At 72.8% G+C, this 22,676-nt stretch carries 22 protein-coding genes; 11 read left to right on the forward strand and 11 right to left on the reverse strand.

Annotation, left to right across the window (positions count from 1 at the left end; translation table 11 throughout):
• Positions 1–117 precede the first annotated feature (117 nt).
• Positions 118–2,079: an asparagine synthase (glutamine-hydrolyzing) gene (asnB, locus tag ACLQ29_RS28410; RefSeq protein ID WP_387202573.1), complete on the forward strand. Its 1,962-nt coding sequence runs from the start codon at positions 118–120 to the stop codon at positions 2,077–2,079.
• 78 nt (positions 2,080–2,157) lie between these two features.
• Here asnB and ACLQ29_RS28415 read toward each other — a convergent pair whose 3' ends face one another.
• On the reverse strand, positions 2,158–3,255 hold the full coding sequence (locus ACLQ29_RS28415; protein WP_425774601.1) for a lytic polysaccharide monooxygenase: 1,098 nt from the start codon (positions 3,253–3,255) through the stop codon (positions 2,158–2,160).
• A 394-nt stretch (positions 3,256–3,649) separates the two neighbouring features.
• Here ACLQ29_RS28415 and ACLQ29_RS28420 point away from each other — a divergent pair, with 394 nt between their 5' ends.
• Entirely contained in the window at positions 3,650–4,801 is a 1,152-nt protein-coding gene (locus tag ACLQ29_RS28420; protein ID WP_425774498.1) for an XdhC family protein, read from the forward strand.
• 114 nt (positions 4,802–4,915) lie between these two features.
• Positions 4,916–5,851: a carbohydrate kinase family protein gene (locus ACLQ29_RS28425; RefSeq protein ID WP_425774499.1), complete on the forward strand. Its 936-nt coding sequence runs from the start codon at positions 4,916–4,918 to the stop codon at positions 5,849–5,851.
• Between the two features lie 164 nt (positions 5,852–6,015).
• On the opposite strand, the gene ACLQ29_RS28430 is transcribed toward ACLQ29_RS28425, so the two are convergent.
• Together ACLQ29_RS28430 and ACLQ29_RS28435 are read right to left on the reverse strand one after the other, a co-directional pair.
• The gene (locus ACLQ29_RS28430) at positions 6,016–6,846 is read right to left on the reverse strand and encodes an MBL fold metallo-hydrolase (RefSeq protein ID WP_425774500.1); all 831 of its coding nucleotides are present in this window, start codon (positions 6,844–6,846) and stop codon (positions 6,016–6,018) included.
• Complete coding sequence (locus ACLQ29_RS28435; protein ID WP_357803715.1) at positions 6,843–7,247, reverse strand: thioesterase family protein; 405 nt, start codon at positions 7,245–7,247, stop codon at positions 6,843–6,845. Before ACLQ29_RS28435 ends, ACLQ29_RS28430 begins: the two co-directional genes overlap by 4 nt.
• Before the next feature lie 128 nt (positions 7,248–7,375).
• On the opposite strand from ACLQ29_RS28435, the gene ACLQ29_RS28440 reads away from it, so the two are divergent.
• Positions 7,376–8,464: a phosphatase PAP2 family protein gene (locus ACLQ29_RS28440; RefSeq protein WP_425774501.1), complete on the forward strand. Its 1,089-nt coding sequence runs from the start codon at positions 7,376–7,378 to the stop codon at positions 8,462–8,464.
• 207 nt (positions 8,465–8,671) lie between these two features.
• Here ACLQ29_RS28440 and ACLQ29_RS28445 read toward each other — a convergent pair whose 3' ends face one another.
• The 3 genes from ACLQ29_RS28445 to ACLQ29_RS28455 form a co-directional block, all read right to left on the reverse strand.
• Entirely contained in the window at positions 8,672–10,174 is a 1,503-nt protein-coding gene (locus tag ACLQ29_RS28445; RefSeq protein WP_425774502.1) for a PH domain-containing protein, read from the reverse strand.
• Between the two features lie 88 nt (positions 10,175–10,262).
• A complete protein-coding gene (locus tag ACLQ29_RS28450) occupies positions 10,263–10,814 on the reverse strand; it encodes a PH domain-containing protein (RefSeq protein ID WP_425774503.1) in 552 nt (183 codons plus the stop codon).
• Positions 10,811–11,041 (reverse strand): hypothetical protein, encoded by a 231-nt coding sequence (locus ACLQ29_RS28455; protein WP_425774504.1) that lies wholly within the window; start codon positions 11,039–11,041, stop codon positions 10,811–10,813. Before ACLQ29_RS28455 ends, ACLQ29_RS28450 begins: the two co-directional genes overlap by 4 nt.
• Before the next feature lie 241 nt (positions 11,042–11,282).
• Between ACLQ29_RS28455 and ACLQ29_RS28460 the strand changes: the two genes are divergently transcribed.
• Genes ACLQ29_RS28460 through ACLQ29_RS28470 form a run of 3 tightly spaced genes read left to right on the forward strand, consistent with a single transcriptional unit; the run spans position 11,283 to position 14,313 of the window.
• On the forward strand, positions 11,283–12,389 hold the full coding sequence (locus ACLQ29_RS28460; RefSeq protein ID WP_425774505.1) for an AAA family ATPase: 1,107 nt from the start codon (positions 11,283–11,285) through the stop codon (positions 12,387–12,389).
• On the forward strand, positions 12,368–13,366 hold the full coding sequence (locus ACLQ29_RS28465; protein WP_425774602.1) for a DUF58 domain-containing protein: 999 nt from the start codon (positions 12,368–12,370) through the stop codon (positions 13,364–13,366). Before ACLQ29_RS28460 ends, ACLQ29_RS28465 begins: the two co-directional genes overlap by 22 nt.
• Positions 13,363–14,313, forward strand: coding sequence for a VWA domain-containing protein (locus tag ACLQ29_RS28470; protein ID WP_425774506.1), 951 nt, complete (start codon positions 13,363–13,365; stop codon positions 14,311–14,313). Before ACLQ29_RS28465 ends, ACLQ29_RS28470 begins: the two co-directional genes overlap by 4 nt.
• A gap of 75 nt (positions 14,314–14,388) precedes the next feature.
• Here ACLQ29_RS28470 and ACLQ29_RS28475 read toward each other — a convergent pair whose 3' ends face one another.
• The 5 genes from ACLQ29_RS28475 to ACLQ29_RS28495 all read right to left on the reverse strand — a co-directional run bounded on the left by ACLQ29_RS28475 (position 14,389) and on the right by ACLQ29_RS28495 (position 18,786).
• A complete protein-coding gene (locus ACLQ29_RS28475) occupies positions 14,389–14,601 on the reverse strand; it encodes a hypothetical protein (RefSeq protein WP_425774507.1) in 213 nt (70 codons plus the stop codon).
• Between the two features lie 62 nt (positions 14,602–14,663).
• A complete protein-coding gene (locus ACLQ29_RS28480) occupies positions 14,664–15,896 on the reverse strand; it encodes an acyltransferase family protein (protein ID WP_425774508.1) in 1,233 nt (410 codons plus the stop codon).
• Positions 15,893–16,798 (reverse strand): alpha/beta hydrolase, encoded by a 906-nt coding sequence (locus ACLQ29_RS28485; RefSeq protein WP_425774509.1) that lies wholly within the window; start codon positions 16,796–16,798, stop codon positions 15,893–15,895. Before ACLQ29_RS28485 ends, ACLQ29_RS28480 begins: the two co-directional genes overlap by 4 nt.
• 99 nt (positions 16,799–16,897) lie before the next feature.
• A complete protein-coding gene (locus tag ACLQ29_RS28490) occupies positions 16,898–17,560 on the reverse strand; it encodes a response regulator transcription factor (protein ID WP_357248668.1) in 663 nt (220 codons plus the stop codon).
• Positions 17,557–18,786: a sensor histidine kinase gene (locus tag ACLQ29_RS28495; RefSeq protein WP_425774510.1), complete on the reverse strand. Its 1,230-nt coding sequence runs from the start codon at positions 18,784–18,786 to the stop codon at positions 17,557–17,559. The genes ACLQ29_RS28490 and ACLQ29_RS28495 overlap by 4 nt, the downstream gene beginning before the upstream one ends.
• A gap of 155 nt (positions 18,787–18,941) precedes the next feature.
• Between ACLQ29_RS28495 and fabG the strand changes: the two genes are divergently transcribed.
• From fabG to ACLQ29_RS28515, 4 genes are all read left to right on the forward strand, one after another.
• On the forward strand, positions 18,942–19,646 hold the full coding sequence (gene fabG, locus ACLQ29_RS28500; protein ID WP_425774511.1) for a 3-oxoacyl-ACP reductase FabG: 705 nt from the start codon (positions 18,942–18,944) through the stop codon (positions 19,644–19,646).
• A 28-nt stretch (positions 19,647–19,674) separates the two neighbouring features.
• Complete coding sequence (fabI, locus tag ACLQ29_RS28505) at positions 19,675–20,442, forward strand: enoyl-ACP reductase FabI (protein ID WP_425774512.1); 768 nt, start codon at positions 19,675–19,677, stop codon at positions 20,440–20,442.
• A 99-nt stretch (positions 20,443–20,541) separates the two neighbouring features.
• Complete coding sequence (locus tag ACLQ29_RS28510) at positions 20,542–21,594, forward strand: ferrochelatase (protein WP_425774513.1); 1,053 nt, start codon at positions 20,542–20,544, stop codon at positions 21,592–21,594.
• Positions 21,587–22,366, forward strand: a complete 780-nt coding sequence (locus ACLQ29_RS28515) for an HAD-IIA family hydrolase (RefSeq protein ID WP_425774514.1) — start codon at positions 21,587–21,589, stop codon at positions 22,364–22,366. The genes ACLQ29_RS28510 and ACLQ29_RS28515 overlap by 8 nt, the downstream gene beginning before the upstream one ends.
• The last annotated feature ends 310 nt before the right edge of the window (positions 22,367–22,676 follow it).

A 22,676-nucleotide genomic window follows, 5' to 3' on the forward strand; every position in this document is an offset into this window, starting at 1 on the left:
CTCCGCTTCGTTGCTGATCTCGACGGTACCGCGCGCCGAGTTCGCGTTGGTGACCCCGGGAGTCGGATCGACGGACGGCTGCGACGGGCCGACAGCGCGCGTGGAAAGATGACCACCATGTGCGGACTTCTGGCCTTCTTCAGCGCGAACGGTAACGCCGCCGCGCACCGCGACCACATCGCCGGAGCGTTGGAATGCCTGCACCACCGCGGCCCCGACGAGACCGGGGTCGAGGTGGTCGGCGACGCTTCCGGCCGGTACGCGGACGGCGTGTTCGCCCACAAGCGGCTGGCCATCATCGACGTTGCGTCGAGTCACGAGCCGCTGCCCTACGCGAACGGCCGTTACCTGCTCACCTTCAACGGTGAGATCTACAACTACATCGAGCTGCGCGAGGAGTTGATCAGGAACTTCGGCGCGCAGTTCGCCACGGCCGGTGACGGCGAGGTGATCGTGGCGGGCTACCACTTCTGGGGCGAGCAGGTGCTCACCCGGCTGCGGGGCATGTTCGCCTTCGTCATCTGGGACCGGCAGGAGCGGCGCGCGTTCGGTGCCCGCGACTACTTCGGCATCAAGCCGATGCACTACCTGGAGACCGCCGACGGCCTCTACCTGGCGTCGGAAAAGAAGGCGCTGTTGCCGTTCGCGCACAGCAGCTACCAGGGTGACGCGGGCGTCGACGGAGCCAGCCTCAGCCACTACCTGACCCTGCAGTACGTCCCCGAGCCCGGCACCCTGCACAAGGGCATCAGCCGGATCGGCTCGGGGGAGTACCTGAACTGGACCCCGGGTGGGCGCATCGACGTGCGCCGGTGGTACCGGCCGGTGTTCCGGCCGGCGCCTGTCGACGACGAGCAGAAGCTCTACCACGAGATCCGGGAGACGCTGCGGGAGAGCGTGCGCATGCACATGCGCTCCGACGTGCCGGTCGGCTCGTTCCTGTCCAGCGGCATCGACTCGACGGCTGTGGTCGCGCTGGCCCGGGAGTTCAACCCGAACATCCTGACCTTCACCGTCGGCTACGACGTCCCGGGTTACTCGGAGATCGACGTCGCCCAGGAGTCGGCGCGGCACCTGGACGTCACCACCATCCCCACCAAGATCGGTCCGCAGGACATGATCGACGCGCTGCCGAAGATCGTCTGGCACCTGGACGACCCGGTGGCCGACCCGGCGCTGGTGCCGCTCTACTTCGTGGCCAAGAAGGCCGCCGAGCATGTGACGGTGGTGCTCTCCGGTGAGGGCGCGGACGAGTTCTTCGGCGGCTACACGATCTACCGGGAGCCGTTGTCGCTGGGCACCGTCAACGGTCTGCCCGGCGGGGTGCAGAAGGGCCTGCGCGCGGTCTCCAAGGCGATCCCGCAGGGGGTCAAGGGCAAGAGCTTCCTGGAGCGGGGCACCACCCCGATCGAGGAGCGCTACTACGGCAACGCGCGGATGTTCACCGAGGAGGAGAAGCAGCACCTGATGCGCCGCTACGACCCCTCGGTGCGCTACACCGACGTCACCGCCCCGATCTACGCCGAGTGCACCGAGCTGGACGACGTCACCAAGATGCAGTACGTCGACCTGTACACCTGGCTGCGCGGCGACATCCTGGTCAAGGCCGACCGGATCTCGATGTCGCACTCGCTGGAGGTGCGGGTGCCGTTCCTCGACCGCGAGGTGTTCGACGTCGCGGCGAAGATCCCGGTGGACCTGAAGCTGCCGCCGCGCTCCGACGCCACCAAGTACGCGATGCGTCAGGCGTTGCAGGGTGTGGTGCCGCCGGCCATCGTCAACCGCAAGAAGTTGGGCTTCCCGACCCCCACCCGGGTCTGGCTGCGCGGCGAGATGTACGAGTGGGCCCGGCACGTGCTGAGCACCTCGGGCGCGGGCGACCTGCTCGACCTGTCGTACGCGCTGCGGCTGCTCGACGAGCACAAGCGGGAGGAAGCCGACCACTCCCGCAAGGTGTGGACGGTGTTGATCTTCTGCATCTGGCACGCCATCTTCGTGGCCAAGACCCTCGACCCGGGCATCCAGCGCAACCAGTCCGCCCTGCTCACGAAGCCGGTGGTCGGTTCGATGGTCCGCTGACACCCTGTTGACCAAGAGGTTTGCGTCATCCGGAGCAGTTCCGGTGACGCAAACCTCTTGGTCATTTCAGGGGGGCGGTTACTTGCGGGCGCAGGTGACCGTCGGGAGTCCGTTCGTTCCTGTGCTGCTGGCCAGGAAGCCGAACGTGGTGGTGCCCTCCGGTGCGACGGTGCCGTTGTAGTTGACGTTCGTGGCCGTCACCGTCGAGCCGGACGATGTCTGGGTGGCGCTCCAGATCTGACTTATCGACTGCCCGTTGGGCCAGGTCCAGCTCGCGGTCCAGCCGTTGAACGGCGTACTGCCGTGGTTCATGATCGTGACCTCGCCCTGGAAGCCACCCTGCCAGGTGCTGCTCACCTTGTAGACCGCCATGCAGTCACCGCCGCTCGGCGGCGGGGTGGTGGTCGGCGGCGGGGTGGTCGGGTCCGGCGGCGGGGTCGTCGGGTCCGGCGGCGGAGTGGTCGGGTCCGGCGGCGGGGTCGTCGGGTCGGGCGACGGCGAACCGGTACCCGGGCCCACCCCGGTCACCTGACCGTTGCCGCCGTCGAAGGTGACGTCGGAGCAGCCGAAGAAGTTCTCCTGCGAGTCCGAGCGCACCCAGCGGGAGTAGATGATGTGCCGGCCACTCTTACCCGACGGCAGGTTGCCGCTGAAGTAGTAGTGCCCGTCGTTGCTGCCGACCGAGCCGCGCTGCGGCGGGTTGGTCACCGTCAGGAACGGCTGCTCCAGGTCGCTCCAGGCCAGGGCCCGGGTCGGGCTCCAGCTGTCCTTGGTCACGTAGAAGTAGAACGTGCCCGGGTGGTGCGCCCAGTTGCTGTACTTGAAGTCCAGCCGGGACCCGGCGGTCAGGTGGGTCAGCGGCCAGTCGGTGCGCGGCAGGTCGTAGCCGCGGAAACCGGTGGCGCCGCCGCTGCACAGTTGCCCGTCCGGGATGAAACCGGTGGTCCGGCCGCCGGCGTCGGAGCGCAGCACACTGAACCAGTTGTAGAGCGAGTTGGCCCCACTCTGCGCCACCGCGGCGGAGCACGCGGGGTTGTTCGGCCGGATCTCACCGGTCTGGCTGCGGCCGTCCTGCCAGCACAGGTAGGTGCGGCTGCCCGGCGTCATCGCCGCGCCGTGCGCGGCGGCCGGCTGGGGACTGGACGCCAGGGCGACAGCGCCCAGCGCGAGGGTCATGGCCGCGGTGAGCAACGCGGCCGTACGGGAACGGTTCACGGGTTCTCCTGACTCGCGAGGCGTGCCGCCCGAGCCGTCCCGCCGCAAACGGGTGGGACGTGGCCTGCTCGCCCCGCTGAAGTGAACGGTGCGACGATCACGGCGACGTGCCCCGGCGAAAGACCGGCCGGTGGACGCGCGCCATCAACGGTCCTGTCAGGGACCGGCGCCCTCGCGTGTGTCGAACCCGGCAACCGGTGGCGCGGCAGCCCTCGCACCGCCCGGTACCCGTCATCCCACCACGCCCCGCCGCGCCGCGCAATAGCTGTTCCTCGATGGATGGGTTGACCCACCGGCCGCCGTCGAACGCCATATCCTGCGGACGGGGACGACGGAGGCGGAGAGGCGGCGGTCGGTGCCGGACGTGTTCGACGAGGTGCACCGCAGGTGCCGCGCCGGTGAGTCGGTCGGCCTGGCCACCGTCGTGGCCACCTGGCACTCGGCGCCGCAGCCGCCCGGCGCGACGATGGCCGTCGCGATCGACGGCACGGTCACCGGCAGCGTCTCCGGCGGCTGCGTCGAGGCGGACCTCTACGAACGGTCCCGCCGGGTGCTGGACACCGGCGCGGCTGAGCTGATCCGCTACGGCATCAGCGACGACGACGCGTACGGCGCGGGTCTGACCTGCGGTGGCATCCTCGACGTGTTCGTGGAGCGCGTCGACCCCGCTGCCGTGGCGGAGTTGGCGGCGGTCGCCGCCGCCCGCCGGGGCGGCCAACCGGCGGCGGTGGTCACCTGCGTGGCCGCCGACGCCGGTGATTCACCGGGCGCGCCGCCGACCGATCCGGCTCGGCGGTTGGGGCGGCGGCTGGTGCTGACCGGTCAGCTGTCGATCGGCTCGCTGGGTGACGACCGGCTCGACGACGCCGCGGCCGTCGACGCCGCCGGGCTGCTCGCCGCCGGGCACAGCGGGGTGCTCCGCTACGGCTACCACGGGCAGCGGCGCGGCAGCGGCGTCAGCCTCTTCGTGACCGCGTACGCCACCCCGCCCCGGATGATCGTCTTCGGGGCCATCGACTTCGCCGCCGCGGTCGCCCGGATCGGTGCGTTCCTCGGCTACCGGGTCACCGTCTGCGACGCCCGAGGAGTCTTCACCACCGCGCGGCGCTTTCCCGACGCCGACGAGGTGGTGGTGCAGTGGCCGCACCGCTACCTGCGGACGGAGTTGGACGCGGGCCGGGCCGACGGGCGGACTGTGGTGTGCGTCCTCACCCACGATCCGAAGTTCGACGTGCCGGTGCTGGAACTGGCGTTGCGCCACCGGTTGGCGTATGTCGGCGCGATGGGTTCGCGGCGTACCCACGACGAGCGGCACAAGCTGCTGCGCGAGGCAGGGCTCGGTGCGGAGCAACTCGCCCGGCTCGCCTCCCCGATCGGGCTGGACCTCGGTGGTCGTACCCCCGAGGAGACCGCGGTGAGCGTGGCCGCGCAGATCGTCGCGGCCCGCTGGGGTGGCAGCGGTCGCCCCCTCGCTGCGCTCGACGGGCCGGTCCACCGGCCGGGGTAGCCCCGTGCGCCGCTTCGGCGCCCACCGAGCGGCCCGCTGTGCCAGCCTGGTGGCACGGCGACCGGCTCGGCGGGCGACGGCCGGCGGTGGGCTGGCCGCGACGGGAGGATCGGCATGGGGTACGCGGTGGTGCTCGGCGAGGCGCTCGTCGACCTGCTCGACAGCGAGCGCGACGGGGAACGGGTCTACCGGCAGGCGATCGGCGGCGGGCCGCTCAACGTCGCCGTCGGGGTGGCCCGCCTCGGTGGTGCGGCACAGTTCGTCGGCTCCCTCGGCGACGACGTGCTGGGCGGCCGGATCCGCGCCTTCCTGACCGCCGCCGACGTCGGGGTGGCCGGTGCGGTGACGGTGCCGGCGCCGACCACGCTCGCGGTGGTCACGTACGCCGGGCCCGAACCCGACTTCCGCTTCTACGGCGAACCGGCGTCCTACGGCCTGCTCGGCCCCGACGACCTGGACCTGGCGCTGCTGGAGGGCGCCGACGTGCTCTACTGCGGCTCGATCGTGCTGCTCCAACCCGACACGCTGGCCGCCGCCCGCCGTGCCTGGTCGCTCGCCGCCGGCCTGCGGGTCTTCGACCCGAACGTGCGCCCCCGGCTGCTGCACGGGCCGGAGGCGCCCGACGGGCTCCGCCAGGTGGTGGCCGAGTTCGCCGCCGGCGCGCACCTGGTCAAGCTGAGCGCCGCCGACGCCGCGCTGCTCTATCCCGGTGAACCGGTCGAGGGGGTGGCCGCGTACCTGCGCGAGCTGGGGGCGGCCACCGTGGTGGTGACGCTCGGCGCGGCCGGCGCGGTGCTGGCCGCCGCCGACGCCGACCCGGTCCGGGTGCCGGCCCCCAAGGTCGACGCGATCGACGCCACCGGCGCCGGTGACTCGGTAATGGCCGCGCTGATCGCCGACCTGCTCCTCGACGGCGAACCGGACTCCCCGGCGGGCTGGGTCGAGCGGGTCGCGTTCGCGTTGCGGGTGGCGGGCCTGGTCTGCGAAAAGCCCGGTGGCGCCACCGCCATGCCCACCCGCGCCGACGTCGACAGCCGTTTTCCGGCCTAGGGCCCGTGTCAAAGCCCCTGGCCGGTCTGCGGCGGGCCCAGACGACGACCGGCCGCGTTGGAGATTGACCCGGATAGAAACACCGGTATTCGGACCGATCTCCGCCTTGCCGGGACCGCCGCCTGGACTCCGCCTCGGCTCGACCGAGGACTTTGACACAGGCCTTAGACCTCGCCGTCCAGCTCCCGGTAGCCGCGGCGGGCGGCGACCAGGGCCGCGCGGGCGCCGAAGGGAGCCTCCGCGGCCACCCGCTCCGGCGGCGCGCTGCCGGTGTGCGCGGCGCGGATCAACCAGGCCAGCCGCACCAGGTCGGCATGCTGGGCGCGGACGAAATCGACGCCCACCGGGTCGCCGTGACCCGGCACCACCACCGTGCGCGCGGTGGTCAGCCGCAGCAGGTCCGCGACCGCGTCCGGCCACCGCAGGGGGTACGCGTCCTCGAAGGCGGGCGGGCCACTCTGCTCCACCAGGTCACCGGCGACGAGTACGTCGGCGTCCGGCACGTGCACCACCAGGTCCGCGTCGGTGTGCCCCCGCCCCGGGTGGCGCAGCAGCACCCGCCGGCCACCCAGATCGAGCGACGTCTCCGTGTGCACGGTGTGCGTCGGGGCGAGCAGTGGGGTGTCGGTTAGCTCGGCGGCGAGCGCCGGATGCTCCTCGCGCAGCTCCTCGTACGCCTCCCGGCGCAGCCGCTCCGGGTCCTGGCGCAGGGCCGCGGCGGCCAGCTCGTGCGCGTACACCGGGCGGGGTGGGTCGCCGGCCAGGACGGCGTTGCCGAAGCAGTGGTCGTAGTGGTGGTGGGTGTTGACAAGCGTCAGCGGGCGGTCGGTGACCGCCCGGACGGCGGCGGCCAACTCGGCGGCCTGCGCGGCCGAGGAGAGCGTGTCCACCAGGAGCGCCTCGTCGTCGCCGACGACAAGTGTGACGTTGACCCGCAGCAGTGGTTCGCGAAGCACGTGCACCCGGTCGGCGACCTCGACGAACCTGGCGGTCACGACGATCGTCCGGCGCGCTCGACGAAGCGTTGCCGGTCCACCAGGATCCGATCCACCCGGCCCCGGGCCACCGTCTGGTCCCCGTCGCTGACCGTGACCTCGAACGACAGTCGACGGCCGTCGACCGTCGCCAGCAGGGCCTGCGCCCGGACCGTCCGGCCGACAACTGTCGGCGCCAGGTGCTCCAGCTCGACACGCGTCCCCACGGTCGTCGACCCCGCCGGCATCCCGGTCGCCGTCGCCGCGACGGTGGCGGCCTCGGCCAGGGCGAGCACCCGGGGAGTGCCCAGCACCGGTACGTCCCCGGAACCGACAGCCTGGGCGGTGTCCGCGTCGGTGACCGTCAACTCGACCTGGGCGGTCAGACCCGGCGCGAAGGCCGGCTCGGGCTGCTCCTGCATGGTCGTCAGCCTAGGTGCTCGGTGCAGGCGTCGGGCACGCGCCCGGCGATCCGCTCGCACCCCACCCCGAACGACCGACGGGTGGTCCCCGTCTGTCGATGCCGTACCCGTCGTTAACCTTGACGACGATGGCCGTCGTGACTGACCCCCAGCCCCCCGCCCGGACCGACCCGCCCGCGTCCGGCGACGGGGGTCGTCGACGTGTCGTCGCCATGAGCGTGTGGGCCGTCGCCTTCGTCGCCGCGTGGCTGGCGATCGGGCTGCCGACCGACCCCACGTACGCCTTCGTCTGGATCTGGGCGGCGACCATCGCCTGGAACAGCGACCGGCCGTGGCGTAGTCACCTGCGCTTCGCCCGGGACTGGGTGCCGGTGGTGCTGCTGTTCGTCGTCTACAACCTCTCGCGGGGGTTCGCCGACAACGGGGCCACCCCGCACGCGATGGAGCTGATCGTCGCCGACCGGTTCATGTTCGGCTGGGCCACCGGCGGCGAGGTGCCCACCGTCTGGTTGCAGCAGCACCTCTACCGCCCGCAGGTGCACTGGTGGGACATCGCCGCGAGCTGGGTGTACTTCTCCCACTTCGTGGTCGCGTTGACCGCCGCCGCGGTGCTCTGGCTGCGCGACCGGCACCGCTGGGCGGCGTACATGCGGCGCTGGGGCTTCCTCTGCGCCGCCGGCCTGGTCACCTACTTCATCTACCCGGCCGCCCCGCCGTGGTGGGCGGCGCAGAACGGCCTGCTCACCGAGGTCGCCCGGATCTCCACCCGGGGTTGGAAGGCGTTCGGCATGCACGGTGCCGGCAACGTGCTCAATGCCGGCCAGATCGCGTCCAACCCGGTCGCCGCGATGCCGTCGCTGCACACCGCGTGGGCGCTGTTCGTGGTGCTGTTCTTCCTGACCACCACCCGCCGCCGCTGGTGGCCGCTGCTGCTCGCGTACCCGCTGGCGATGACCTTCACCCTGGTCTACTCGGGTGAGCACTACGTGATCGACGTGCTGGTCGGCTGGGCGTACGTGGGGCTGACCTTCCTGGCGGTCGGCCTGGCGGAGCGCGGTTGGGCGGCCTGGCGGGTCCGCCATCCGAGCGCCAAGGCGGCACGCCCCACGGAGCAGCCCACCGATCCCACCGACCCCCCGCCCGGCCAACCCGAGCCCCCACCCACACGCGGCCCAGAAACCCCCAGAACCCACCCCCCAGTCCCGGCCGACCACTAACCCCACCCCCACACCCCACCCCGGCCCCCACCCCCGCCCCCGGCCCCCACCCCCACCCCCGGGCCCCCGGCCCCCTGGCGCTTTCCCCGTTGATCATGAGGTTATTGCCCTCCCGCACGGCGTGTCAGGGCAATAACCTCATGATCAACGCGGGGGAGGGGGAGGACGCGGGGGAGGGGGCGGGGACCGGGTGGGGTGGGGTGGGGGTTAGGTCTTGGTTTGGGCTTGGTGGGACCTTGTGGTCAGTTCGGCTGCGATCGCCCACGCTTCGGCCAGGTCGCGGTCCTGGGCGGTGGCACCGGAACCGCCCGCGGTGTCCGCGTGCACGGTGGCCAGCCCCAGGCGGCGCTGCACCGGCCCCTGCACCACCCGCACGCTCTGGATCCGGGCGTACGGCAGGATCACCAACTGCCGGGTGAGCCGCCCGGACCGGGTGACGAAAACCTCGTCGAACAGACCCGCGCCGAACGCGCGACGGCCCAGCGGGTGCAGCCAGCGGGTGCGGGTCGGTGGAGGGGTCAGCGGCAGGGTGTCGAGGCGTACCCCGGGCAGCACCTCGGCCACGATCATCGTCGCCGTCGGCAGGTCACCGACCGGCAGGAGCCGGTCGGGCCGGTTGCGGTCGTCGGCGTCGGCGAGCGAATACCCGGCCACCTCCAGGCGCAGCCGCAGCCAGCCCTTCATCCGCCAGAGCAGCGGCCAGGTGGCCCGTACGGTCTGTACCCGCGCCAGCGGCACGGCCTGCGCCCGCGTCTCCAGCAGGCCGTTGTGCACCCGCAGCGTGCCACCGTCGCGGGCCAGTCGGAAGTTCCAGTCGTCGAGGACCCGGCGGACCGGTTGCAGCAGCACGCCCGCCATCGCGGTAAGCGTGCTCGCCACCGCGACGAACGACCACGACCCCGCGGTGACGAACTGCACCACGACGAAGGCCACCCCGAACGGGAGCAGGAACGCCTGCGGGGTGAGCAGTTGGCTGACCAGCAGGTCCTGGTTGCGTACCGCGTGCAGTGGCCGGCCCGGCGCGGCCAGCACCGGTGGCGCCGCCGACCCCGGGACCACCGCGGGCGCCGCGTCGCCCGGCACGGTCGGTTGCGTCACCCGCCCGGCCAGCGCCAGCAGCCGCTCGCGCAGCCGGGCCGCGTCGGCCACCCCGAGGTACGCCAGTGGCGCCTCGGTCTTGCCGCCGCCGACCACCTCCAGACGCAACTCGGCCAGACCGCTGAGCTGGGCCAGCAGTGGCCGGACCACCTCGACGGCCTGTAGTCGCTCCAACGGGATGGCCCGGGTACGCCGCCAGAGCAGCCCTTCGTACACCCGCAGTTCGCGGCCCACCACGTGGTAGCCGGTGTTGTACCAGCTGATCACCGACAGCACCGTCGCGCCGAGCGCCAGCACCGCCACCATGGCGGCGAACCAGCCGAAACCCACCCGGGACAGCGTCGACCACGACAACCCGGCGATGACCACGGCCAGAGACTTGGCACCGTGCAGGAGCGGGCTGAGCGGATGCAGTCGCTGCCGAGGCTCGCCCTCACCATGACCAGCGGCCGCCGGCCACGCGGCGGACTCCGCCGACGGCACCGGCCCGTGCGGTGCCGTGTCCGCGGGTGGCATCGGGCCGTGCGGGGCCGCGTCGGCGGGTGGCATCGGGCCGTGCGGGGCTGCGTCGGCGGGTGGCGCGGTGCTCGGCTCGGCGGGACCGTCGCTCATCGGGCCGGCCCCCGGCCCGGGCGGTGCTCGGCGCCGGACGTGCCAGGTCGGTCGCGGCGCGGCCCGCGACGCCACCTCGTCGCAGCGCTCACAGCCCCTCCGCCCGGTCCGCGCCGAGCGCGGTGAGCCGGTCGCGGAGCCGGGAGGCCTCCGCCGGGCGCAGCCCCGGAACCCGGGCGTCACTCGCCGCCGCGGCCGTGTGCAACTGCACGGTGGCAAGGTCGAAGGCGCGCTCCAGCGGCCCGGCGCTGACGTCGACGAACTGCATCCGCGAATAGGGGACGATGGAGAGCCGGCGGACCAACAGCCCGTGGCGGACCAGCAGGTCGGTGTCCCTCTCGGCGTACCCCCAGGCCCGGACCGCGCGGACGATCGCCACCGCCCGCCACCCGCCGAGCAGCACCACGACGGCGACGGCGAGCCCGAGCGACCAGTGGCCGCTCAACGCCCAGCCGACCCCGGTCGCCGCCAGCCCGATGGCGACCACGATCGCCAACCGGATCAGCTCCACCCAGATCAGATCGGTGGAGATCGGCTGCCAGCGGACCGTGTCGGGCCAGGGCTCCAGCGGCCCTGGGCCCGCCGGTGCGGCCGTCGGGGCGTCGGATCCGGGAGGCGGTGGGGCGCCGGGGGTGCTCACGTGTCGAGCGTAGGCGATCCCGGCACCGCGGTGACGGCACGCAGGAAGCCGCGAGCGTCCAGGAAGTCACCGAGGCTGGTCCGGTGGTCGGCGCAGGCCAGCCAGGTCTTACGCCGCTCGGCGTCGTGCAGCCGGGGATTGTTCCACTCCAGGGTCCAGACAGCGGCGGCCCGACAGCCGCGGGCCGAGCAGACCAGGGCGTCGTCGGCGGTGGAGGGGATGCTCATCCGGGCCAGTCTAGGGTGGCCGGACGGAAAGTTTGATCGCCGGGCGACCACGGGGGGAGCCGCCCGGCGACGGGGTGAATCGTACACGCGGCAGGCCGGTCCTTGTACACCCTCGTCGGGCGATTCTGCTGCTGGGGACGGCGCGGCGAAAATCGGCTTCTCCCCACCTCGACACTCAGCAAGGCATGCGAGTCTTGATACCGCACGAGCCGCGACGACCGACAAACGCTGTGGAGGACCGGTGGCCCAGCCGACCATGCCCGACGCCCCGACGCCGAACGGGGCGGCACCGCAGACACCCGCGGCGGTGACCACACCCGCGCAGGACGCCACCCTGTTGGAGCGGGCGATGTTCGAGATCAAACGTGTGATCGTCGGGCAGGACCGGATGGTGGAGCGGATGTTCGTCGCGCTGCTCGCTCGCGGCCACTGCCTGCTCGAAGGGGTGCCCGGGGTCGCCAAGACCCTGGCGGTGGAGACCCTCGCGAAGGTCGTCGGCGGGTCCTTCGCCCGGGTGCAGTTCACCCCGGACCTGGTGCCCGCCGACATCATGGGCACCCGCATCTACCGGCAGTCCAGCGAGAAGTTCGACGTGGAGCTGGGCCCGGTCTTCGTCAACTTCCTGCTCGCCGACGAGATCAACCGGGCGCCGGCGAAGGTGCAGTCCGCGCTGCTGGAGGTGATGAGCGAGCGGCAGGTGTCCATCGGCGGCGAGAGCCACCGGGTGCCCGACCCGTTCCTGGTGATGGCCACCCAGAACCCGATCGAGCAGGAGGGCGTCTACCCGCTGCCGGAGGCGCAGCGGGACCGGTTCCTCATGAAGATCGTGGTGGGCTACCCGACCGACGCGGAGGAACGCGAGATCGTCTACCGGATGGGCGTGTCCGCGCCCGAGCCGACCGCGGTCTTCGACACACCCGAGTTGATCGCCCTGCAACGCAAGGCCGACCAGGTGTTCGTGCACAACGCCCTGGTCGACTACGCGGTCCGGTTGGTGCTGGCCACCCGCGCCCCCGCCGAGCACGGCATGCCCGACGTCGCCCAACTGATCCAGTACGGGGCCAGCCCTCGCGCCTCGCTGGGCCTGGTCCGGGCGACGCGTGCGCTGGCGCTGCTACGCGGGCGCGACTACGCCCTGCCGCAGGACGTGCAGGACATCGCGCCGGACATCCTGCGGCACCGGTTGGTGCTCAGCTACGACGCGCTCGCCGACGACGTGCCCGCCGACCACATCGTGCACCGGGTGATGTCGACGATCCCCCTGCCGGCGGTCGCGCCCCGGCAGCAGGCCACTCCGTCGACGACCGCGCCGCCGCCGGGCGCTGGCTGGCCCGGGCAGCGGCCGTGAGCTCACCCACCCCTCGTCCCGCCCCCGATCGCAGCGAGGCAGTGCTGTCCCGGTTGCAACTGCTCGTCACCCGCAAACTCGACGGTCTGCTCCAGGGCGACTACGCCGGTCTGCTGCCCGGGCCGGGCAGCGAGGCGGGCGAATCCCGGGAGTACCGCCCGGGCGACGACGTGCGCCGGATGGACTGGCCGGTCACGGCACGGACCACCACACCCCACGTGCGGCGTACGGTCGCCGACCGGGAACTGGAGACCTGGCTGGCGGTGGATCTGTCCGCCAGCCTGGACTTCGGCACCGGGCAGTGGCTCAAACGCGAGGTGGTGGTGGCCGCCGCGGCAGCCATCACCCACCTGACCGTGCGCGGCGGCAACCGGATCGGCGCGGTGATCGGCACCGGCGGCGGCGTGTCCGCACCGGCCCGCCGCTGGCGTGGCAGACCACCACCGCCGGCCGGACCGGGGGTGCTCACCCGGTTGCCGGCCCGCTCCGGCCGCAAGGAGGCGCAGGGCCTGCTGCGTACCCTCGCCGGCACCGCCATCCAGCCGGGCCGTGGTGACCTGGGCGCCCTGATCGAGATGCTCAACCGGCCGCCCCGCCGGCGCGGGGTGGTCGTGGTGATCTCGGACTTCCTCGCGCCGGCCGAGCAGTGGGCCCGGCCGATGCGCAAGCTGCGGGTCCGCCACGACGTGCTCGCCATCGAGGTGATCGACCCGCGCGAGCTGGAGTTGCCCGACGTGGGTGTGTTGCCGGTGGTCGACCCGGAGAGCGGCGAGTTGCACGAGGTGCAGACCGCCGATCCACGGCTGCGGCAGCGCTACGCCGAGGCCGCGACCGCCCAACGGGCCACGATCGCCGCCGCCCTGCGCGGCGCCGGCGCGGCCCACCTGCGTCTGCGTACGGACCGAGACTGGCTGCTGGACATGGTGCGATTCGTGGCCGCGCAGCGGCACGCGCGTACCCGGGGGACGACACGATGATCCGTTTCATGCAACCGTGGTGGTTGTTGGCCGTGCTGCCGGTGCTCGCCCTCGCGGCGTTCTACGTCTGGCGGCAGCTACACCGTCGGGCGTTCGCGATGCGGTTCACGAACGTGGACCTGCTGCGTGCGGTGGCGCCGAAGGGGCTCGGTTGGCGTCGGCACGTCCCGGCGACGGCGTTCCTGCTCTGCCTGCTGGTGCTGGCCACCGCGCTGGCACGGCCGGCGGTGGACACCCGGGAGCCGCTGGAACGGGCCACGGTGATGCTCGCCATCGACGTGTCGCTGTCGATGCAGGCCGACGACGTGGCGCCGAACCGGCTGGAGGCGGCCCAGGAGGCGGCCAAGCAGTTCGTCGCTGAACTGCCGGAGAGCTACAACCTTGGTCTCGTGTCGTTCGCCAAGGCGGCGAACGTGCTGGTGCCGCCGGGCAAGGACCGGGACGCGGTGACAGGTGCCATCGACGGTCTGGTGCTGGCCGAGGCGACCGCGACCGGCGAGGCGGTGTTCACCTGTCTGGAGGCGATCCGGTCGGTGCCGGCCGACGGCGCGGCGGGCATCCCGCCGGCACGGATCGTGCTGCTCTCCGACGGCTTCCGCACCTCCGGTAGGGCGGTGGAGGAGGCGGCGGCGGCCGCGCAGGCGGCGAACGTCCCGGTCTCCACGATCGCGTTCGGCACCGACACCGGCCAGGTCGACATCGGCGGGCAGTTGCAGCGGGTGCCGGTGGACCGGTTGGCCCTGGCCGAGCTTGCCGAGACCACCGAGGGCTACTTCTACGAGGCGGCCTCGGTGAGCGAGTTGAAGCAGGTCTACCAGGACATGGGCAGCTCGATCGGCTTCCGGACCGAGCCGCGGGAGGTGACCCAGTGGTACGCCGGGTTGGCTCTGCTGCTGGCGCTGTGCGCCGGGGCGCTCAGCCTGCTGTGGTCGTCGCGGATGATCTGAAGCGGTGGACCGGCGGCGGTCACCGGCCGCCGCCGGCCGTCAGCACCTCAGTGGCCGCCGCCGGCCGTCAGCACCTCAGTGGCCGCCGCCGGCCAGCACGAAGACGATGGCCACCCAGACGGCGGCGAGGGTGAAGCCCAGCGGGGCGACGTAGCGGCTCATGGACGTCTCCGGGTGGCGGCTGGACGGTCCGCGTGCGGGGGCGGACCGCAGGGGTAGGGACGCGCACACGAAGTCGTGACCGGGCGGCTCCCGGCGACCGTCGGCGAACCGGACGGCGCGACACACCCCGGCGTGTGCCGAGGGGTGGGGGAGCGGAGCGGGGTCAGCTCACCAGACTGAGTCGTGGCTCAGCGGGGCTGACCATCGGCCCGGCCACGACTGGGAGGATCGCTATCTCGCACAGCGATCACCTCCTGCAAGTCGGGCGGGCCGGAACGTCGATGATCGTACACCTGCGACGCCGACGAGACGCACTCGGCCGACCGGTTGGCGACCCCTGGGCCGCCCGGCTGGCGAGGCGATCTCGACTGGCCCGCCCGCACGACCGTGACCAGCACCGCGGCCAGCACCGGCAGCCAGCAGAAGCGCGCCAGCACCCAGCCCGCGTCGTCCGGCACGGTGTGCAACCCGGGTAGCGCCAGCCCACCGCGGGCGGTGAGCGCGGTCACCCCCACGAGTATCGGCTGGTGGCACAGATAGATCCGGAACGCGCACCTGTTCACCTTGGTCACCGCCCGGCCCGGCAACGGCCGGGCCAGCAGCCGTTCCAGCGCCGGCCGGGCGAGCAGCCCCAGCCCGACCTGGGTCACCGCCAGCGCCACGGCCAGCAGCGACGGCGGGTTCAGGTTGGACACCCCGGCCCCGGGCACGCCGACCGCGCTCACCGGGTAACCCAGGGCCAACAACGCCGCCAACACGGTCACCCCACCGGCCGCGAGCGTGCCCGCCGCCCGGCGACCGACCAACCGCCCGTCGGCGTGCGCCACGCCCAGCAGGTAGGGCACCGACCAGGCCGCCACGACACTTACCGGTGGCAGGTGGCCGCCGGCCGGCAGCAGGCGTACCGCCAGGTCCGCCGCGGCGACCACGACCACCGCCGGTACGACGCAACGACCCCACCCCCACCGGCGTACGGCGGTGCGCAGCGGCCCGGTCATCGCGATCAGGAACACCAGCGGCGCGAGGAACCACAACGGACTGATCGCGAGCCGCAGCGCGACGGTGAGCGTGTCGTCCGGGGTGCCGGCGACGGTGGCGGCGAGCAGCACGGCGGCGCCCACCCCCAGCAGCGCCACCATCGGCAGCAGCAACCGGCGCAGCCGACCGGCCAACCAGCCACCCGGACCGCCACGGTGGCCGGCCAACGACCGGGCCGAGCCGAAGCCGGCGGTGAAGAAGAACAGCCCGAGCGTCTGCAACACCCAGGTCACCGGGGCCAGCGCGGGCAGGGCGGTGAGCGGGCTGGCCTGGCGCAACCCGCCGTCGCCGGTCAGCACCAACCCGGTGACCAGCCAGTGCCCCAGCACCACCCCGCCGATGGCGTACGCCCGCAACGCGTCGACGGTACGGTCCCGGTTCACCGCGCGTCCCCGATCCGGTCGGCGTCGACACCGTCCAGCACGACCGCCGCCACCGCGACAAGCGTGGCGCTGCCGGGGGCGAGGTAGCCGTCATGCCCGCTCACCCCGCCCACCGGCAGGCTGCGGGCGCCGAACGACGGGTCGCCGGGGCGGCGGCCGAAACCCAGACCGGGCAGTCGTACCGACGGAACCCGCCGGATCCAGTCGGTGGCGGCCTCGGCCGCCCAGAACCGCCGCCCGCCGGGCAACTCGTCGGCGCGCTGCACCCCCGCGCCGACGCCGCCGAGGCTCACCACATCGGTGACCTGGGCCGGGGCGTCCGCCGCGGCCAGGGCCACCACAAGCGCCCCGTAGCTGTGCCCGACCAGCGTGATTGTCGCCGCCGGACGGCGCGCGGCCAGTTCCCGCAGCAGCCCGGCCAGCCCGGCCGCGCCGCGTCGGGCGCTGAGGCCACCGGCGGCCGTCCACGCCCCGTCGGGCGGGTCGTAGCCGAGCCAGGCCAGCACCGCGACCCGCGCCGACGGCTCGCTCACCCGCACCTGCTGGTAGAGCTGCCCGGCCTGCACCGCCGGCGCCCGGTGGGCGACCCCGCCCAACCCCCTGTCGAAGTCGGCCAGCGTGCTACCCACCCCCGGCACCAGCACCGCGATCCGGTCCGCGCCGGCCAGGTCGCCGAGCACCTCGACCGCGCGGCCGTCGCCACGCGTGTCGAACGACAGAAACCGGCGCCCGTCGGCCGCCCAGTCCGCGTACGGCGGGCCGGCCGCGCGCATCGCCGCCGCCGTGACCGGGTACGCCTCCACGAACCCCGTCGCCGCGACCGGCTCGGCTCGGGTCGGCAGGACCAGGTTCACGCCGAGCAGCGTGGCCAGCACCACCCGGCCGGCACCTCGTCGTCGCATCTCGTTCTCCCTCCGGAATGTCGTCCGGAGGGACAGTGCGCGGGTGGGCGGTGCGCGGTCATCGTCCCGGGGAGCCGTCCGCGGGGTGGCTCCCCGGGACTACTCGCCGGCGGCCACCAGACCCGTCTCGTACGCCAGCACCACGGCCTGGGCCCGGTCGCGCAGCCCCAGCTTGGCCAGGATCCGCCCGACGTGCGTCTTCACGGTCTGCTCGGCGACCACCAGGTCACCGGCGATCTCCGCGTTGTTGCGACCCCGGGCGATCAACCGCAGCACCTCGGTCTCCCGGGGGGTCAGCCCGGCCAGGTCGGTGGGGCGGGGTCGACGACGGTCCGGGCGGGCCGCGAACTCGGCGATCAACCGGCGGGTGACCGCCGGGGCGAGCAGCGCGTCCCCGGCCGCCACCACCCGCACCGCCTGCACCAGATCGGCCGCCGGGGCGTCCTTGAGCAGGAAGCCACTGGCCCCGGCGCGCAGCGCCTCGTACACGTAGTCGTCGAGGTCGAAGGTGGTGAGGATGAGCACCCGGGGTCGCTGCGCCGACCGGTCGCCGAGCAGCTTGCGGGTGGCCTCCAGCCCGTCCATGACCGGCATTCGCACGTCCATCAGCACCACGTCCGGGTCGAGCCGGCGGGTGGCGGCGACGGCCTGCGCGCCGTCGGCGGCGTCACCCACCACCAGCAGGTCCGGTTGGGCGGCGAGCAGCGCGCCGAAGCCCTGGCGGACCATCGCCTGGTCGTCGGCGATCAGCACCTTGATCACGCGTTCCCGCCCTCCACGTCGTACGGCAACTCGGCCGCCACCGCGTAACCCCCGTCGGGCAGCGGCCCGGCGCTGAACGTACCGCCGAGCGAGGTGGCCCGCTCCCGCATGCCGGTCAGGCCGTGCCCGGAGCCGCCGTCGGCGGTCGGTCGGACGTCGGCCGGGGAGTTTTCGACGCGTACCCCCAGCCCGGACGGACCGGTGCGGACGGTGACGCGCACCGCGGCCCCGACCGCGTGCCGGGCCGCGTTGGCCAGGCACTCCTGCACGATGCGGTACGCGGCCAGCCCGACCGGCGCGGGCACCCGGTCGTCGTCCATCGGCTCGGCGTCCAGGGAGACCGGCAGCCCGGCCCGGCGCGCCGCGTCCACCATCGCGCCCAGGTCGGTCAGGTTCGGCTGCGGTGCGGTCTGCGGACCGGTCGCCTCGCTGCGCAGCACCCCCAACAGCCGCCGCATGTCGGTGAGCGCGTCGCGAGCCGAGGCGGCGATCGCGACGAACTCGGCGGCTGCCGGCGCCGGCACGTCGGTCAACCGGTACGGGGCGGTCTCCGCCTGCACCGCGATCAGCGACATGTGGTGCGCCACCACGTCGTGCATCTCGCGCGCGATCCGAGTGCGTTCCTCCAACACCGCGCGGCGCTCCTGCTCCCGTTCGCTCAGCTCGGCCTGCGCGGCCAGCGCCCGCCGGGACAGTCGGTTGCGGCGGACCAGGTCGCCGACGATCGCCAACGCGCCGAGCAGCAGCAGGACCGGAACCCGGTTGTTGGGATGGACGAGGGTGAGCACCGGCACCGTGCTGATCGTCACCACCCAGGCCAGTACCGGCCGGTCTACCCGTGCGACGACCACCGCCAGCACCGCGATCGACCCGAGCGCCAGCGGCGGAGTCCACGGCCAGGCCTGGTCGGCAGGGGCGTTGAACGTGCAGATCAGCAGGGCCAGCACCGTCAGCCGCCAGGCCAGCAGCGGACGCCGGGGCAGCGCCAGCAGGGGCGCCACCGTCATCACCGCGAACAGGAGCGCGATCGGCGGCGGCAGGCCCCAGTCGGTCTCCACGGTCAGCGTGATCAGGAAGAGACCGAGCGCGGCGAGCAGGCCGACCGGCGCGGCGTAGCGGCCCGGCCCGGGCCAACGGGCCAGCAGCGGCCGTTCGGGCCGGGCGTCCGGGCCCAGCAGGGTCTGCCGCAGCGCCCGCAGGGCCACGGCGATCGGTTGCCGGTTCACCATCCGGAGGCTACGGGCCGACCCCGTCACGAGGCGTGCCACCAGGGGTTGATCCCGGTGTCGTACCACGGTGTGACGCGACTCCCGTTAGCGCTTACCTACCGGTAACCCCTAGGCTCCGACGCGTCCGTGCTGACCATTCGCAAGGGGGAACAGTGGCCCGTACCGTGCTGGTGACCGGGGGTAACCGGGGGATCGGCCTGGCCATCGCGCAGGCCTTCGCCAAGCAGGGCGACCGGGTGGCGATCACCCACCGCAGTGGCGACGCGCCCGAGGGGCTGTTCGGCGTACGCGCCGACGTCACCGACGCGGCCTCGATCGACGCCGCGTTCACCGCCGTCGAGGCCGAGCTGGGTCCGGTCGAGGTGCTCGTCGCGAACGCCGGCATGACCGCCGACACGCTGCTGCTGCGCATGACCGAGGAACAGTTCACAGGTGTGGTGGACACCAACCTCACGGGTGCGTTCCGGGTCGCCAAGCGGGCCTCCGGAAAGATGCTCCGCGCCAAGTGGGGCCGCATGATCTTCATCTCCTCGGTGGTCGGCCTCGCCGGCGGCGCCGGGCAGGTCAACTACGCCGCCAGCAAGGCCGGTCTGGTCGGCGTGGCCCGCTCGATCACCCGGGAGCTGGGCAGCCGCAACATCACGGCCAACGTGGTGGCGCCCGGCTTCATCGACACCGACATGACGGCCGGCCTGCCCGAGGACCGCAAGGCGGAGATCCGCAAGTCGATCCCGGCCGGCCGGATGGCCAGCCCGGACGAGGTCGCCGGGGTGGTCACCTGGCTGGCCTCCGACAGCGCCGGGTACGTCTCCGGCGCCGTGATCCCGGTCGACGGCGGCCTCGGCATGGGCCACTAACCCTTTTTGAGTACGGAGGAAATCAGCGATGTCCGGACTGCTCGCCGGTAAGCGGCTGCTCGTCACCGGTGTCATCACCGACGCCTCGATCGCCTTCTCGGTGGCGAAGCTCGCCCAGGAGAACGGCGCGCAGGTCGTGCTCACCGGCTACGGCCGACTCTCCCTGGTCGAGCGGATCGCCAAGCGGCTGCCCGAGCCCGCCCCGGTCATCGAGGTGGACGTCACCAACACCGAGCACCTGGCCGGCCTCGCCGACCGCGTCCGCGAGCACGTCGACGGCCTCGACGGTGTCGTGCACTCGATCGGCTTCGCCCCGCAGAGCTGCCTCGGCGGCGGCTTCCTCGACGCACCCTGGGAGGACGTGGCCACCGCCCTGCACGTCTCCACCTTCTCGTACAAGTCGCTGGCCATGGCGGCGCTGCCGCTGATGTCGCCCGGCGGCGCGGTCGTCGGCCTGACCTTCGACGCGACGAAGGCGTGGCCGGTCTACGACTGGATGGGCGTGGCCAAGGCCGGCCTGGAGTCCGCGTCCCGCTACCTGGCGCTGCACCTGGGCAAGCAGGGCATCCGCAGCAACCTGGTGGCCGCCGGGCCGCTGCGCACCATCGCCGCGAAGTCGATCCCCGGCTTCGACCAGTTCGAGGAGGTCTGGGCCGAGCGGGCCCCGCTGGGCTGGAACCTCACCGACCAGGAGCCGGCCGCGCGGGCCTGCCTGGCGCTGCTCTCCGACTGGTTCCCGGCCACCACCGGCGAGATCGTCCACGTCGACGGCGGCTACCACGCCATCGGCTCCTGACGTTCCCAGGCGACGCCCCCGACCCCCGCCGACGTGACCCACGTGGCCGGACCAGGGGGCGTCGCCGGGTGCTCCCGGCCGACCGGCAAGAATGACCCCATGTCGTACGACGCGGTGGTGCTGGTGTCCTTCGGCGGGCCCGAGCGGCCCGAGGACGTGATGCCGTTCCTGCAGAACGTCACCCGGGGTCGGGGCGTGCCGCCCGAGCGGCTGGCCGAGGTCGCCGAGCACTACCAGCACTTCGGCGGGGTCTCCCCGATCAACCAACAGAACCGCGAGTTGCTGGCCGCGATCCGCGCCGACCTCGCCGCGCACGGCGTCGACCTGCCCGTCTACTGGGGCAACCGCAACTGGGACCCGATGCTCGCCGACACCGTGACCCAGATGCGCGACGACGGCGTCACCCGGGCCCTGGCCTTCGTCACCAGCGCGTACGGCGGCTACTCGTCCTGCCGGCAGTACCAGGAGGACATCGCCGCCGCGCGGGCCGCGGTCGGCCCGGACGCCCCGGTGATCGAGAAGCTGCGCCAGTTCTGGGACCACCCCGGCTTCGTCGACCCACACGCCGACGCCGTCCGGGCGGCGCTGAGCCAACTCGACCCGACGCGGCGGGACACCACTCGGCTGGTCTTCACCGCCCACTCCATCCCCACCTCGATGGCGGCGAACGCCGGCCCGCACGGCGGCCGGTACGAGGCGCAACTGCACGAGACCGCCCGGCTCGTGGCCGCGGCCGCCGCCCCCGACCTCGCGTACGACCTGGTCTGGCAGAGCCGCTCCGGCCCACCACAGATGCCGTGGCTGGAGCCGGACATCAACGACCACCTGACCGCCCTCGCGCAGGGCGGCACCACAGCGGTGGTGGTCAGCCCGATCGGGTTCGTCTCCGATCACCTCGAGGTCGTCTGGGACCTGGACACCGAGGCGCTGGAGACGGCCAAGCAGCTCGGCCTGGACTTCGTCCGGGCCGCCACCCCCGGCACCGACCCGCGCTTCGTCACAATGGTGCGGGAGCTGATCACCGAGCGGACCGACCCGGACGGCGCGCAGCTGCGCCGTCGCCTGGGCGAGCTGCCGATGTGGGACAGCTGCCCGACCGTCTGCTGCGTACCGACCCGTCGTCCGACACCTGCTGGGGGCACCGATGCATGACCGCAAGCCCGTGCAGAGTTGGCTGACCGACATGGACGGCGTGCTGGTGCACGAGGGCCAGCCGGTGCCCGGGGCGCCGGAGTTCATCAACCGGATGCGCTCCTCCGGCAAGCCGTTCCTGGTGTTGACCAACAACTCGATCTACACCCCGCGTGACCTGACGGCCCGCCTCAGCCGGATGGGGCTGGACGTCCCGGAGGAGTCGATCTGGTCGTCCGCGCTGGCCACCGGCCAGTTCCTCGCCGACCAGCGGCCGGGCGGCACCGCGTACGTCATCGGTGAGGCCGGGCTGACCACGGCGCTGCACGCGGTCGGTTACGTGCTCACCGACTTCGCCCCGGACTACGTGGTGCTCGGTGAGACCCGCACCTACAGCTTCGAGGCGATCACCAAGGCGGTCCGCCTGATCAACGACGGGGCGCGGTTCATCTGCACCAACCCCGACGTGACCGGCCCGTCCGTGGAGGGCGCGCTGCCGGCCGCCGGCTCGGTCGCCGCGATGATCTCCAAGGCGACCGGGGTGGAGCCGTACTTCGTCGGCAAGCCCAACCCGATGATGATGCGCTCGGCCCTCAACACCATCAACGCGCACTCGGAGACCACCGCGATGATCGGTGACCGGATGGACACCGACATCCTGTGTGGCCTGGAGGCCGGCCTGGAGACCATCCTGGTGCTCACCGGGATCAGCAGCCGCACCGAGGCGGAGCGCTACCCGTACCGCCCGTCCCGGATCATCAACTCGGTCGCGGACCTGCTCGACGAGATCTGACCGCCGAGTCCAGCGGCACGTCCCCGGGGTCGCTTCGTCGTGGCGTCGCGTGGCGTGGCGTGGGCGGTGCTGGCGGTCGTCGCGCCGATCTTGCAGTTTCGGTTGTCGATATAGGTGATATGCCCCTTGTGTCGGGACAGAAAGTGCAAGATCGCGGAGCGGGGGCAGTCCGGGCCCGGCAATCACCTAGTCCTGGTGCCGGGCTTGGGGGCTTATAGGCGCTCTGTGCAGGCCACAACTTCGTGATCGGCGAGGCAGCGCGGTCGACGAGCAGCGGTTCCGCCAACAGCAACGGTGTTGTCCTGGATCT

Origin of the sequence: Micromonospora sp. DT228 (assembly GCF_049841595.1) — a bacterium.
In the GTDB taxonomy this organism is placed as follows: Bacteria; Actinomycetota; Actinomycetes; order Mycobacteriales; family Micromonosporaceae; genus Micromonospora.